At 68.7% G+C, this 11,868-nt stretch carries 13 protein-coding genes; 8 read left to right on the top strand and 5 right to left on the bottom strand.

Annotation, left to right across the window (positions count from 1 at the left end; all coding sequences use genetic code 11):
- Window positions 1–5 precede the first annotated feature (5 nt).
- The 4 genes from V2L32_RS13870 to V2L32_RS13855 all read left to right on the top strand — a co-directional run bounded on the left by V2L32_RS13870 (window position 6) and on the right by V2L32_RS13855 (window position 2,765).
- Complete coding sequence (locus tag V2L32_RS13870; protein WP_331233048.1) at window positions 6–515, top strand: macro domain-containing protein; 510 nt, start codon at window positions 6–8, stop codon at window positions 513–515.
- Window positions 516–799: 284 nt separating this feature from the next.
- Window positions 800–1,513, top strand: a complete 714-nt coding sequence (locus V2L32_RS13865; RefSeq protein WP_331233047.1) for a halocyanin domain-containing protein — start codon at window positions 800–802, stop codon at window positions 1,511–1,513.
- 111 nt (window positions 1,514–1,624) lie between these two features.
- Window positions 1,625–2,083 carry a halocyanin domain-containing protein gene (locus V2L32_RS13860; RefSeq protein WP_331233046.1) on the top strand — a complete coding sequence of 153 codons (459 nt, stop codon included), beginning with the start codon at window positions 1,625–1,627 and terminating at the stop codon, window positions 2,081–2,083.
- A gap of 37 nt (window positions 2,084–2,120) precedes the next feature.
- Complete coding sequence (locus V2L32_RS13855) at window positions 2,121–2,765, top strand: uracil-DNA glycosylase family protein (protein WP_331233045.1); 645 nt, start codon at window positions 2,121–2,123, stop codon at window positions 2,763–2,765.
- A gap of 193 nt (window positions 2,766–2,958) precedes the next feature.
- Here V2L32_RS13855 and V2L32_RS13850 read toward each other — a convergent pair whose 3' ends face one another.
- The 3 genes from V2L32_RS13850 to V2L32_RS13840 all read right to left on the bottom strand — a co-directional run bounded on the left by V2L32_RS13850 (window position 2,959) and on the right by V2L32_RS13840 (window position 5,816).
- Complete coding sequence (locus tag V2L32_RS13850) at window positions 2,959–3,918, bottom strand: acetamidase/formamidase family protein (RefSeq protein WP_331233044.1); 960 nt, start codon at window positions 3,916–3,918, stop codon at window positions 2,959–2,961.
- A 54-nt stretch (window positions 3,919–3,972) separates the two neighbouring features.
- The gene (locus V2L32_RS13845; protein WP_331233043.1) at window positions 3,973–4,893 is read right to left on the bottom strand and encodes a DnaJ domain-containing protein; all 921 of its coding nucleotides are present in this window, start codon (window positions 4,891–4,893) and stop codon (window positions 3,973–3,975) included.
- Window positions 4,894–5,096: 203 nt separating this feature from the next.
- On the bottom strand, window positions 5,097–5,816 hold the full coding sequence (locus V2L32_RS13840) for a sugar phosphate isomerase/epimerase family protein (RefSeq protein ID WP_331233042.1): 720 nt from the start codon (window positions 5,814–5,816) through the stop codon (window positions 5,097–5,099).
- Window positions 5,817–5,891: 75 nt separating this feature from the next.
- On the opposite strand from V2L32_RS13840, the gene V2L32_RS13835 reads away from it, so the two are divergent.
- From V2L32_RS13835 to V2L32_RS13825, 3 genes are all read left to right on the top strand, one after another.
- On the top strand, window positions 5,892–6,620 hold the full coding sequence (locus V2L32_RS13835; RefSeq protein ID WP_331233041.1) for a ThuA domain-containing protein: 729 nt from the start codon (window positions 5,892–5,894) through the stop codon (window positions 6,618–6,620).
- Between the two features lie 145 nt (window positions 6,621–6,765).
- Window positions 6,766–8,691 carry a polysaccharide deacetylase family protein gene (locus tag V2L32_RS13830; protein ID WP_331233040.1) on the top strand — a complete coding sequence of 642 codons (1,926 nt, stop codon included), beginning with the start codon at window positions 6,766–6,768 and terminating at the stop codon, window positions 8,689–8,691.
- Between the two features lie 123 nt (window positions 8,692–8,814).
- Complete coding sequence (locus V2L32_RS13825) at window positions 8,815–9,774, top strand: TIGR03885 family FMN-dependent LLM class oxidoreductase (protein ID WP_331233038.1); 960 nt, start codon at window positions 8,815–8,817, stop codon at window positions 9,772–9,774.
- A 197-nt stretch (window positions 9,775–9,971) separates the two neighbouring features.
- On the opposite strand, the gene V2L32_RS13820 is transcribed toward V2L32_RS13825, so the two are convergent.
- A complete protein-coding gene (locus V2L32_RS13820) occupies window positions 9,972–10,235 on the bottom strand; it encodes a DUF7550 family protein (RefSeq protein ID WP_331233036.1) in 264 nt (87 codons plus the stop codon).
- A gap of 377 nt (window positions 10,236–10,612) precedes the next feature.
- Between V2L32_RS13820 and hisF the strand changes: the two genes are divergently transcribed.
- A complete protein-coding gene (gene hisF, locus V2L32_RS13815) occupies window positions 10,613–11,428 on the top strand; it encodes an imidazole glycerol phosphate synthase subunit HisF (protein WP_331233034.1) in 816 nt (271 codons plus the stop codon).
- Between the two features lie 82 nt (window positions 11,429–11,510).
- Here hisF and V2L32_RS13810 read toward each other — a convergent pair whose 3' ends face one another.
- Window positions 11,511–11,798, bottom strand: coding sequence for a DNA-directed RNA polymerase subunit L (locus tag V2L32_RS13810; protein ID WP_331233033.1), 288 nt, complete (start codon window positions 11,796–11,798; stop codon window positions 11,511–11,513).
- Window positions 11,799–11,868: the final 70 nt, after the last annotated feature.

Here is an 11,868-nt window from a genome sequence, read left to right as displayed (position 1 = left end):
CGAGCATGGAGTTCACCGTGATCCAGGGGGACATCGCGGCGCAACGGGCCGACGCGCTGGTGAACGCGGCGGGGACGAGCCTGCGGATGGGCTCGGGCGTCGCCGGCGCGCTCAGACGGGGTGCGGGCGAGGAGATCGACGAGGCGGCGACCGCGGAGGGACCGATAGAGCTCGGCGAGGTAGCCGTCACCGACGGCTACGACCTCGACTGCGAGTACGTGATCCACGCCGCCGCGATGCCCCACTACGGGGACGGGAAGGCCACCACCGAGAGCGTCCGGGACGCGACGCGCAACAGCCTGGAGAGGGCCGACGAGCTCGGCTGCGAGTCGCTCGTGATCCCCGCGCTCGGCTGCGGTGTCGCGGGTTTCGACCTCGCGGACGGGGCGCGGATCATCGCCGAGGAGATCGGCTCGTACGAGCCGGCGTCGCTCTCGGAGGTCCGGTTCGTCACGTACAGCGACGGGGAGTACGAGACGGTTCGGACCGTCGCCGACGAGGTCCGCGATCGCTGAGGTTCGACTCGGATCGCCGCCCGCGCGGGCGTCGTGATCTCGTCGACGGTTCGCGGGTCGACTCCAGGTCCTCGCCGCGCGTTCGGTCGCCGTGGCTGTACAGCCGACCGACGGACGGTCAGCGATCCCGAGGGAGGCGGTGTGATGTGGTGCCGACGTTCAGACCAGGTGTCATCTTCGAACCCCTTTTCCCGGTTCGGTCCCAACCACCGTTCGGAGCGGTCGTTCGGCCGTCTCCAGATACACCAATGACACCGCAGACCTCGGAGCTGGACCGCCGTACCGTGCTGAGATCCACCGGCGCAGCCGTCTTCGGGATGACGGCGCTCGCCGGCTGTGCGGACGACCCGGAGGAGGGAGAGGAGCCGGCCGACGACGGTGACGACGACATGGTGGAGGACGACGACGGCCTCGACGAGGAGGACGACACCGAGGAGACGGACGACGCGGGCGACGAGACGGACGCGGAGTTCGTCGACGACGACGAGGAGCCGGACTACGGCGAGTTCATGGACGACGTGCCGAACTACGAGGGGACCTACGACTTCCGCGGCGAGGAGAGCGTCGAGGTGACCGTCGGCGCGGGCGACGACGGCCTGCTGTTCGAGCCGGCCGCGATCACGGTCGATCCAGGCACGGAAGTCGTCTGGGAGTGGACCGGTGAGGGCGGCGAGCACAACGTGGTGAGCGAGGAGGGCGAGGAACTAGAGAGCGAGCTGACCGACGAGGAGGGGTTCACCTACGAGCACACGTTCGAGGAAGAAGGCGGCGTCACCCTCTACGTCTGTGAGCCCCACGAGGCACAGGGCAAGAAGGGTGCGGTCGCCGTCGACGGCGATGCGGACGCTGACGACGACGAAGACGCGGACGTCGAGGACGACGAGACCGAAGCGGTCGACGACGAGGAGGACGGTGCGGAGACCGAAGACGACACCGAGGGGAACGGCGAGGACGACGCCGACGTCGGCGACGACGCGGACGACGAGACCGAGGACTGATCCTCGGCTGCCGATCGGTTTCACGTGGTTTTTGGCCGCTCGATACGAACGGTGAGCGAGAGGTCCCCCGGAGCCATGAGAGGAGATCCTACCCTCGGAGGACGTCGGACGGTGTTGAGAGCGATCGGTGGAGTGGTCCTCGGTGGCTCGCTCGCCGGCTGTCTCGGCGGCGGCAACGGAAGCGCGTCGGGACTCGACGAGGCCGAATCGGTCCCGGACGACGAGGTACCGACCTACGACGGCTGGCTCGACGACGTGCCGAACTACGAGGGGACCGCCGATCTGCGGGGGGAAGGGGAGGTGACCGTCGAGGTCGGGACCGGCAACGACGGGCTGCGCTTCACCCCGCCGGCGGTCCTGGTCGACCCCGGCACCGATGTCGTCTGGGAGTGGACCGGACAGGGCGGCGGCCACAACGTGGTGGAGGTCGACGGGGCGTTCGAGAGCGAGCAGACCGCCGACGCCGGGCACACCTTCACCTACACGTTCTCCGACCCGGGCGTCTACCGCTACCTCTGTACGCCACACCAGGCACAGGCGATGAAGGGCGTGGTCGCCGTGGGGGAGTAACGATCGACTTTTGCTCCCCCGCTAGCTGGAAAGGGGCGTGGAGAACGTCACGGATCGGACGAGCAACCCGTTCGGCATGCGCCCGCCCTGTCCCCACGGCGCCGAGAGTGCGGTCCCCGGCTACGGCGACGCGAACGCCGACTTCCACGTGATCGGCGACCACCCGAACGTCCACGGAGGGGCCTCGACGGGCGTTCCGTTCACAGGATCGCTCGCGGGCGAGCGCCTCCAGGCGGCGCTCTCGGAGGCGGGCTTTCTCGAGGAGCCGTACAGCGACGAACCGGCGGTGTGGAACCTCTTCCTGAGCTACCTCCACATGTGCCGGCCGGAGGGCGAGGAGCCGACCGAGCGGGAGTACGCCGACCTCGAACGCTTCTTCGACGCCGAACTCCGGGCGATCGCAGCCCACGTCCTCTTGCCGGTCGGCGAGCGGGCGATCCGCCACGTCGTCGCCGGCTACACCGCGAAGGTCGCAGGGGAGATAGACGTCGAGAGCGTCCACGCCACAGAGATCCGCGGGAGCGGCTTTCTCGTCGTCCCGATCGCGGAGCCCGCGGAGTGGGACGAGAACGATCACAGGGCGCTGGTCGACCGGCTCGGTACGATCCTCGCGATGGACTACCGACAGACCTCGGACCTGAGTCGGTTTCTCGGAACGTCCGAACTCTACTGGGTTCGCTGATCGACGGGCGTCGGAAACGATCGTCTCGACGGGGCCGATATCGGACACGCGGTCAGAGCGCCCCGCTATCGGCGACGGTAGTTACGGTTTCCGAGCGTCGGCCCGTGAATATTGACCCGAACTGAACCGGTTTGCCCCCCGGAACGAACGCTCTACCTGGCGCGGACACCCGACTGGTGCTCCGTCCGCGCCGTTACGGGAAGATGCTCTCGGGGAGGTACGCCGTGACGACCCAGTTCGGCGCGTCGACGACCTCGCTGATCTTGAGGTCGACGGCGGCCGAACAGAGGATGTAGGCCTCGCCCCGCGTCAGCCCCCGCTCCCCGTGGAGGTGGTCGATCATGTGTTCGACCGCGAGCTTCGTCGCCTCCATCAGGTCGTCGGCGATGCCCGTCGTCGCGTACATCGGCTCGTCCCTCCCGGTCGGGGTGAACGGCCCGGTCGTCTCGAACTGGGGCTGGTCGATCGACATCTCCGTATCGACGTCGAACCGCGCGGTGACGAACATCGGCGCCTCGATCCCCGTCACGCAGACCTCGCCGTCGCCCTGTGCGGCGTGGCAGTCGCCGGTCGAGAACAGCGCGCCCTCGACGTCGACGGGCAAGTAGACCGTCGACCCCGCGGTCATGTGTTTGACGTCCATGTTCCCGCCGACCGACCGGGGCGGCAGCGTACCGTGGTCGCCCGACTCGGCGGGCGCGACGCCGATCACGCCCGGGAACGGGTCGAGCGGAACCTCGATCCCGTTCACGAAGTGACCGACGTCCCCCACGAGATCCCAGACGTGGACGCCCGCCTCGGGGAACTCCTCGGGGAGCAGGCCGAGACCCATCTCGCCGGGGAGGTATCCCGTGTACCCCCAGCCCTTGTGCTGGAACTCGAGCAGTTCGACGACCAGCACGTCACCCGGTTCGGCACCCTCGACGTGGACCGGACCCGTGAGCGGGTGGACCGGGTCGAACGAGATCGCCGCGAACTCTTCGGTCCCGGACTCGACGTTCACCTGTCGGTCCACCGCGTCCCGGCACTCGAACCGGACCGTCTCGCCCGGCTCGATCTCGAGTACTGGATCGAGCGAGTTGTCCCAGGCGTGGTGGATGTTCTCGTCGGCGTCGCTCAGGCGGTGATCGACCGTTCGCGTCTCCCCCGTCATCGAGTGTCACGGACGGTGGAACACGTATAAAATCCGCCGATCGGTTGGTGGCGGTCACCGAAACCGGTGGTAGAGCAGCGTCGAGATCGCTGCGAGCGGCAAGAGAAGGTAACAGACCGCGTCGACCGGCAGGGTGGTGACCCCGGCGAGGTTGAGCGCGATTCCACCCACTGGCCCCGCGGCGGCGACGACGTAGAGCGGGCTCGCCCGCCAGACGGTGAGCCGCCTGAGCTGCCAGACGGTCATCGCGAACGCGACCGGGAGGACGACCGCGCCGACGAGTAACAGGACGCCCGCGACGCCGACGCCGGGGTCGCCCTCGACGCTCGCGACGATCGCCGAGGTGAGCGTCGGCAGTCCGGACCGGTCGGTCGCGAGCGCGGCCGGATCGGCGACGAGCGCGGCGAGGATCGTTCCCCCGTGGGCAAGAGAGAACGCCGCGAGCCCCCCGACGTAGGGAAGCGAGGCGACGAGGACGAACAGCCAGAGGTACCGGACCGTGTACTCGGTCGCGGAGTATCCGGAGTACGTCTCGCGGACCGACCGCCAGTCGTCGCTCCCAGCGGTCGGGTTCGCCCCCGCTCGACGCCGATCGTCGACACGCCCACCGCGCGGGACGTCCCCCCCCGGCCACTGAGACCCCTGCTGCGCGCTCGTTCTCCCTCGTGTCCGGTTGCGCGTCGTGGCCGTCCCCCCCGCCGCCGCCGACGTCCGCGGCGATCGTCCGCTGCCCACGAGCCCGCCGTTCAGCCGCTCGGCGACGTACCGCTCGTGGCCGAGTCGGTCGTACGCCCGCCGTTCCGTCCCGTCGGTGAGCACCTCCTCCGCCCGCTTGAGCGTCGTGAACTGGGCGCGTGCCCGCGAGTCGTCGTTCACGTCCGGGTGGTACTCCTTCACCTTCTCTCGATAGGCACGCCTGATCCGTCTCCGGGAGGCGTCCGGATCGACGTCGAGTACCTCGTAGAAGTCCTGCATCGTCGTCCTGTGGTGGCAGGGCTAGGGATGCGACGGGGTTGAATGTAGCGGCCCGTTCGACGGGGTGAACCGGTCAGAATCGACGACTCCCACCACCCCGACGTCGTCGACGACTTCGTCGCCCGCGCCGAGGCCGATCGGGAGCCTGTGGGGCCTCGCGGGTCACCGTCACGTTCGACGAGGGGTTCTGTCCTCGACCGGCACTACGACCGATCGAGAAGCCCGACGCCGTGGCGCATCGATTCGATCGGATCGGTCGGCTCGTCGTGCTCGTAGACCGCCCACTCGACTCTGCTTCGGTCCGCCTCGGCCAGCACCCCCTCCAGCGGGAGGTCGCCCTCGCCGAGCTCGACCGGCGTTCCCGAACCGCGCTCGACGTCCTTCGCGTGGACCAGCCGGACCCGGTCGGCGTAGCGCTCCAGCAGTGCGACGGGATCCGCGCCCGCGGCGACCGCCCAGCCCGAATCGAGCTCGATCCCGACCCGCTCGCTCCGGTCGCAGAACGCCTCGAAGCCCGTTTCGGTACCTAAATCGGTGAACTCGTGGTCGTGGTTGTGGTAGTGAAACGAGAAGCCCTCGTCGCTCGCCCGATCGGCGAGCGCGTCGAGGCGCGCTGCGGTGCGTGTGACCGCGTCCTCCGAGGCGAACGCCTCCTCCGGGAGGTACGGTACCACGAGGTCGCGACAGCCGATCGTTCGGTACCTCTCGACCGTCGCCTCGAACTCGTTCTCCAGGTCGTCGATCGGGACGTGTGCGCCGGCGACCGCGAGGTCGGTCCCCTCGAGCGCGTCCGCGACCGTTTCGGGATCGGAGAGCCCGGCGAACTCGACGCCCGCGTAGCCCGCGCTGGCGATCGAGTGCAGGATCTCCGAAGACGGGGCCTCGACCGACCGGAGCGTGTAGAGGTTGATCGCCGTTCGCATGGGGCCTCCTCGCCGGCGCGGTGGATACCCCTTCCGATCGACAGCCACTACTCCGACGCGGAGAGAGTGAGCGTGATGACGCGCGTCACCGTCTGGAACGAGTTCCGTCACGAGCGCGAGGACCGGAAGGTCGGAGAACAGTACCCCGAGGGGATCCACGGGGCGATCGCCGGGTTTCTCTCGGATGCGGGCTTCGACGTGGAGACGGCGACGCTCGACGAACCGGACCACGGGCTCTCCGAGGAGCGACTGGAGGCGACCGACGTCCTGCTCTGGTGGGGCCACGCCGCACACGACGAGGTCGGAGACGAGGTGGTGGAGCGGGTCGTGGAGCGGGTGCTCTCCGGGATGGGCTTTCTCGCGCTCCACTCCGCACACTACTCGAAGCCGTTCACGCGGCTGATGGGCACAAGCTGTTCGCTCACCTGGCGGGAGGCGGGCGAGCGCGAGCGCCTCTGGGTGGTCGAGCCGAGCCACCCGATCGCCGCCGGGCTCCCCGAGTCGTTCGCGATACCGGACGCCGAGATGTACGGCGAGCGCTTCGACGTGCCCGCACCCGACGACCTCGTCTTCCTCTCGTGGTTCGAGGGCGGGGAGGTGTTCCGTTCGGGCTGCTGTTATCGGCGGGGTGCCGGGCGCGTCTTCTACTTCCGGCCGGGCCACGAGACGTACCCGATCTACCGCCAGCCGGAGATACAGAGGGTTATCGAGAACGCGGTCCGGTGGGCGGTGCCCGAGGACGGTCCCGATCCCTCGTTCGAGAACCGGACCGAGCCGTTCGAGGAGCTCTCGAGCGACCGATAGGGAAGACACAGTAATCCGAGAGGAACTGATCGCACGAAGAACGCCCTCCGGAGCCCTCCGGCGGTTTTTCGGGTGGGTTCCGCCGATCGAGGTGCGAAACGTCTTCGATAACGCCAAGTATCGCGGGCGAGTACACTTCTCGGACATGATTGGAAGCCCCTCCCGGCGGCACGTGCTGGCGACGCTCGGCGCGGCCGCGGTCTCGCTGGCGGGCTGTTCCGACCCGGACGACGAGGAACCCGAATCCCCGGAATCGAGTCAGGAGGACGACGGCGAGGCCGACGACTCGGGGGGCGGTGCGGACGACGCGAGCGACGACGACGAGACCGAGACGGAGACGGAGACGGATCGGCAGTGGCCGGCGATCGAGGCGGGTGAGCTCCTCTCGGACTTCGAGGAACTCGACCGGTGGGAGGCGCTCGCGGGTCGGATCGAGCCCGACACGGAGGAGGCGCGCGTCGGCTCGCAGGCGGCGATCGTCGAGAGCGACGAGGGGATCGCCGCAGCCTCGTTCAGGTTCCCCGAACCGCTCGATTTCGGGGGATGGGACACCTCGCTCGCGATCAAACCTGAGGAGGCGAGCCGGATCGAGGTCGAGTTCCTCGCGCCGACGTACGACGAGCGGCTCACGAGCGTTCGCTTCTTCCCGCAGGGCTACGACGACTGGCTCCGAATCGACTGCGGCTACGAGCACAAGCCGGCCGACGAGCCCGACCTCTCGGCCGTCTCGGGGATCAACCTCGTCGCGGTCGGCCCGGACGACGAGCCGCCGCGGGTGGTCGTCGACGACCTCCGCAGAACGCGGGGACTCGAGACCGGCGCGGCGATCCTCGTCCACTACGGCGGGCTCGACTCCCACCGTTCGATCGCGGCGGAGGCGCTCGGCGAGCGCGAGTGGCCCGCCGCGGTCGCCGTCGACCCGAGCCGGATCGGCGAGGGCGGCCGGATGGACCTCGACGAACTCCGCGAGCTCCGCGACCGTGGCTGGGACGTCGGCTCCTCGCCGGGGAGCGGCGACCTCGCCGGCGAGAGCGAGGAGGACCAGCGGCGAACGATCGAGCAGGCGAGGGAGTACCTCGTCGAGCGGGGCTTCGAAAGGGGTGCGAGACACTTCTTCGCCCCCGAATGGCGGCGGCTTGAGCCGACGACACATGCCGTGATCCGCGAGAGCCACGAGACCGGCTTCGTCTTCGGCGGCTGTCCGACCGGCGCGCCGCCGACCGGCATCCACGTGACCCCGATGATGTGGGGGCCGGACCTGCACAACGGGGTCCGCAGACACGTCAACCTCGCCGACCAGTACGGACAGCTGACCGTCCTCCACATCCCCCGGATCGTCGACGGGGAGGGCGAGGGGATGCCCGTCGAGGACTACGAGCACCTGCTCGATCACATCGAACAGCGCGGGCTCGACGTGATCACCCCCTCCGATCTGATCGACGGCACGCTCGACCTCGGCGGTGACGGGGAAGAGGGGACGCGGGAACGCCCCGACGGGACCGTCTTCGAGCGAGGTGAGTCGCACTCGTTCGAGGGCTCCGGCCCGGAGAGAACCGACGAGTTCGACCTCGACGAGGGGCTCTTGCGGGCGCGGTTCGCCCACGAGGGAGCGTTCGCCGTCGGGGTGGAGGGCGAGGCCAGTGGGGACGTACTGGCCCGCGCCGACGGGGACGGGACGGGCGAGTCGGTCCTCGTCGTCTCCGGCGGGAGCTACCGCCTCGACGTCGAGGCCGACGACGACTGGACGATCGACCTGGCCCAGCCCTCGGTCGACCGCGACGACCTGGCCGACCTCCCGGTCTCGGACTCGGGGACCGGCCCGTCGTTCGTCGGCCCGCTCTGGACCGAGGGGAACGTGCGGGTCGTCGCGGCGCACGACGGCGACGGCGCGTTCGTCGTCGACGGTCACGGGGCCGACGGAAGCAGGGAACAGCTGATCAACCGGGAGGGCGAGGTCGACGCCTCGCGGTCGTACAGCGCCGGCGGGGTCGTCTGGATCGCCGTGGAGGCCGACGGCGACTGGACCCTCGACGTAGGGACGGCCACGCAGAGCCATGCCGTGGTACTATAGGTCGCTCCGTCGAGACGCCGGTATGCGAACGGTCGACCGATGGCGTCGCGGACGCCGCGGGCATCGGACGGGAACGGATCGTCACGGAGGGCGACGCTCGAACCCGTCGGAGGGAGTAGAGCGATGACCGCCCTCGGCTACCACGCCTCGCACGAGCAGTTCCCGCCGAGCGACCTCCTCGCGTACGTCGAACGCGCGGAGGGGGCGGGCTTCGAGCACGTGCTCGCCTCCGATCACTTCCACCCGTGGAGCGAACGACAGGGCGAGTCCGGTCACGTCTGGGCCTGGCTCGGGGCTGCGATGCGGAGTACAGAGATGAGCTTCGGGACGGTGAACGCGCCGGGCTACCGGTATCACCCGGCGGTCATCGCGCAGGCGGCGGCGACGCTCCGGGAGATGTATCCCGAACGGTTCTGGATCACGCTCGGGAGCGGCCAGCTGCTCAACGAGGGGATCACGGGGACGGACTGGCCGGTGAAAGGGGAGCGAAACGCCCGACTGGAGGAGTGCGCGGAGGTGATGCGCCGGCTCTTCGAGGGCGAGGAGGTGACCCATCACGGTCGGGTAGACGTCGAACGGGCGACGCTCTACACCCTGCCGGAGAGCCCGCCACCGGTGATCGGCGCGGCGCTCTCGGTCGAGACGGCCGAGTGGCTCGCGGGCTGGGCGGACGGGATGATCACGGTCGGGACCCCGGACCAGGAGGCCGACGCCCGGCGGATCGAGGCGTTTCGGGAGCGAGCCCCGGAGAAGCCGGTCTACCTGAAGGCACAGCACGCCTACGACGCCGACGAGTCGGCCGCGCTCGAGGACGCCTACGAGCAGTGGCGGACGAACTGCGTCCCGGGGCCGGTGACCCAGCAGCTCCGGACCCCCGAGGAGTTCGACGAGCTCGGCGAGCAGGTCACGCGCGAACAGGTCGCGGAGAACGTCCGCGTCTCGGCGGACCTCGACGAGCACGTCGAGTGGATCGAGCGCGACTTCGAGCAGGGCGTCGACCGGGTCTACCTCCACAACGTCGCCACGAACCAGGCGGCGTTCGTCGACGACTTCGGCGAGGAGGTCCTGCCGTCGTTCGGGTGACTCGGTCGGTCGGGACGGGCGTCGTCTCGGTCGCCTCACCTGTCACCGCGGGCCGGACTGCGAGGGGACGGGCTTTTCGCGCTCCCTGCGTCGATCCTCGCCTCCGGCTTCATCGAGGCGGCAGGTGTCGAGGAGAGCGGGACAAAGCTCACGTACCGTCCGTGCTGCGGCGAGGATCTGGAGCCGTTCGGGGAGAGCTAGGCGAGGAGCAGCGGAATGACGAACGCGACGAGTAGGCCGACGAGCAGGATACCTGCGCCCATCGCGACGTCGCGGGTCGTGTACGGGCTCTGGGGGGCGGTCGTCCGTTCGACAGCCGGGCGCTTGGGTGGGTCCTGTTCGATCTCCGTCGTGCTTACTTTCTCTTCCTGCGTACCGCGCTGTTTCACCATCGGCCCGGACTCCTCGCCCGGCGCCTGTGCCTGGCCCTCCTCCTCGTCCATCGCTCGATCGTCGCTCATGTCTCGACGTGCCCCCGGAACAGGCTTAAACGCACCGACGCACGCCGACATTCGACGTGATCCGGCTGCGTGGGTCACGCGCGGGCGGCCCGCTGGAGAAGCCGGAGCGATCGCTCTCGACTGTGGGTGGACGGATCGACGGGTCCGCGAGAACCGGGTTACTCTTCGTCGTCTTTTCGGCCGCGGCTCCACACGTTCGTGACACTGTCTCCGTTCGGCGGTCGGTGCGAGACGTCTTTCATCGTTTTCGCCATGTGTGACACGTCGGAGCGAGCCACGGTATAAATCCTTTCCGCCCCAACCCTATATGGAACCTAGTATCATTCTAGGTCCCCGGGTCGGACCCTTTTTGCCGTGTCCCCGCCGAGTTCGATCGAATGGCCCTCACGAAGCGGATCATCCCGTGTATCGACGTCGACCTGAACGAGGACGGGGAGGCGGCGGTCTACACCGGGGTGAACTTCGAGAACCTAGAGTACACCGGCGACCCCGTCGAGATGGCCCGCGCGTACAACGAGAGTGGGGCCGACGAGTTCGTCTTCCTCGACATCACTGCGAGCGCCGAGGGGCGGGAGACGATGCTCGATACGGTTTCGAGAGTCGCCGACGAAGTGTTCATCCCGCTCACCGTCGGCGGAGGGATCAGGACGAGAGAGGACATCAAGGAGACGCTCAGGGCCGGCGCCGACAAGGTCTCGATCAACACCGCCGCGCTGGAGCGACCCGAACTGATCGGCGAGGGAGCCGAGGCGTTCGGCAACCAGTGTATCGTCATCTCGGTCGACGCCCGCCGCCGGTTCGACGGGGAGGGAGAGCACTACGAGCGGGTCGACGGCGAGTCCTGCTGGTTCGAGTGTACGGTGAAAGGCGGCCGCGAGGGGACGGGCATCGACGTGGTCGAGTGGGCGAGGGAGGCCGAATCGTGGGGGGCGGGCGAACTGTTCGTCAACTCGATCGATATGGATGGTACGAAAGACGGCTACGACATCCCGCTGACGAAGGCGGTCTGTGACGCCGTCTCGACGCCGGTGATCGCGTCTTCGGGCTGTGGCGGGCCCGAGCACATGCGCGAGGCGTTCGTCGACGCGGGTGCGGACGCCGCCCTCGCCGCCTCCATCTTTCACTTCGGGGAGTGCTCGATCGGGGAGGTCAAAACCTACCTCGACGAGAAGCGGGTTCCGGTTCGGCTCTGAGTCACGGGGACGATCGTAGTCCCGTACCGGTGATCGCCAGTAGGAGTCGACGATCACCCGTGACCAGTCACGACCGTCCGTATCAGGCCTGCGCGATGTCGAAGGCGTCGCGGAACTCCTCGATGTGGTCCTGGATCGCGATGGTCGCCTCCGAGAGCGCGTCGAGCGGGTCGACGCCCGAGTCGGTCTTCAGGATCAGGACGGGGTCCGTCTGGCCGCCGGACTGCTCCGGGTTCACGTCGTAGGTCGCCGCCGCGACGCCGTCGGTGTCGAGTAAGGTTCCCTTCAGCACGTTCATGAACGTGTGATCCTCGCCGCCGATCTCGAGTTCGAGATAGCCCTCCTCCCGCGAGAGCACGCGTAAGTCCATGGGCGGAGTTGGCCGGTCGCGCGTTTGAACCTTACGTTGGCTCCCTACACCGGCGACAACGATAACCGCG

It is taken from the genome of Halalkalicoccus sp. CGA53 (assembly GCF_036429475.1).
GTDB classification, from domain to species: Archaea; Halobacteriota; Halobacteria; order Halobacteriales; family Halalkalicoccaceae; genus Natronorarus; species Natronorarus salvus.
The sequence above is the reverse complement of the archived record's forward strand: the minus strand, read 5'-3'. Positions and strand labels throughout refer to the sequence as shown.

What these genes read in the sequence shown, in the direction of transcription:
- V2L32_RS13870 (WP_331233048.1), top strand. Translation starts at nt 6, where the DNA reads ATGGAGTTCACCGTGATCCAGGGGGACATCGCGGCGCAACGGGCCGAC.
- V2L32_RS13850 (WP_331233044.1), bottom strand. Translation starts at nt 3,918, where the DNA reads ATGACGGGGGAGACGCGAACGGTCGATCACCGCCTGAGCGACGCCGAC.
- V2L32_RS13825 (WP_331233038.1), top strand. Translation starts at nt 8,815, where the DNA reads ATGACCGCCCTCGGCTACCACGCCTCGCACGAGCAGTTCCCGCCGAGC.
- V2L32_RS13835 (WP_331233041.1), top strand. Translation starts at nt 5,892, where the DNA reads ATGACGCGCGTCACCGTCTGGAACGAGTTCCGTCACGAGCGCGAGGAC.
- V2L32_RS13810 (WP_331233033.1), bottom strand. Translation starts at nt 11,798, where the DNA reads ATGGACTTACGCGTGCTCTCGCGGGAGGAGGGCTATCTCGAACTCGAG.
- V2L32_RS13845 (WP_331233043.1), bottom strand. Translation starts at nt 4,893, where the DNA reads ATGCAGGACTTCTACGAGGTACTCGACGTCGATCCGGACGCCTCCCGG.
- V2L32_RS13840 (WP_331233042.1), bottom strand. Translation starts at nt 5,816, where the DNA reads ATGCGAACGGCGATCAACCTCTACACGCTCCGGTCGGTCGAGGCCCCG.
- V2L32_RS13830 (WP_331233040.1), top strand. Translation starts at nt 6,766, where the DNA reads ATGATTGGAAGCCCCTCCCGGCGGCACGTGCTGGCGACGCTCGGCGCG.
- hisF (WP_331233034.1), top strand. Translation starts at nt 10,613, where the DNA reads ATGGCCCTCACGAAGCGGATCATCCCGTGTATCGACGTCGACCTGAAC.
- V2L32_RS13820 (WP_331233036.1), bottom strand. Translation starts at nt 10,235, where the DNA reads ATGAGCGACGATCGAGCGATGGACGAGGAGGAGGGCCAGGCACAGGCG.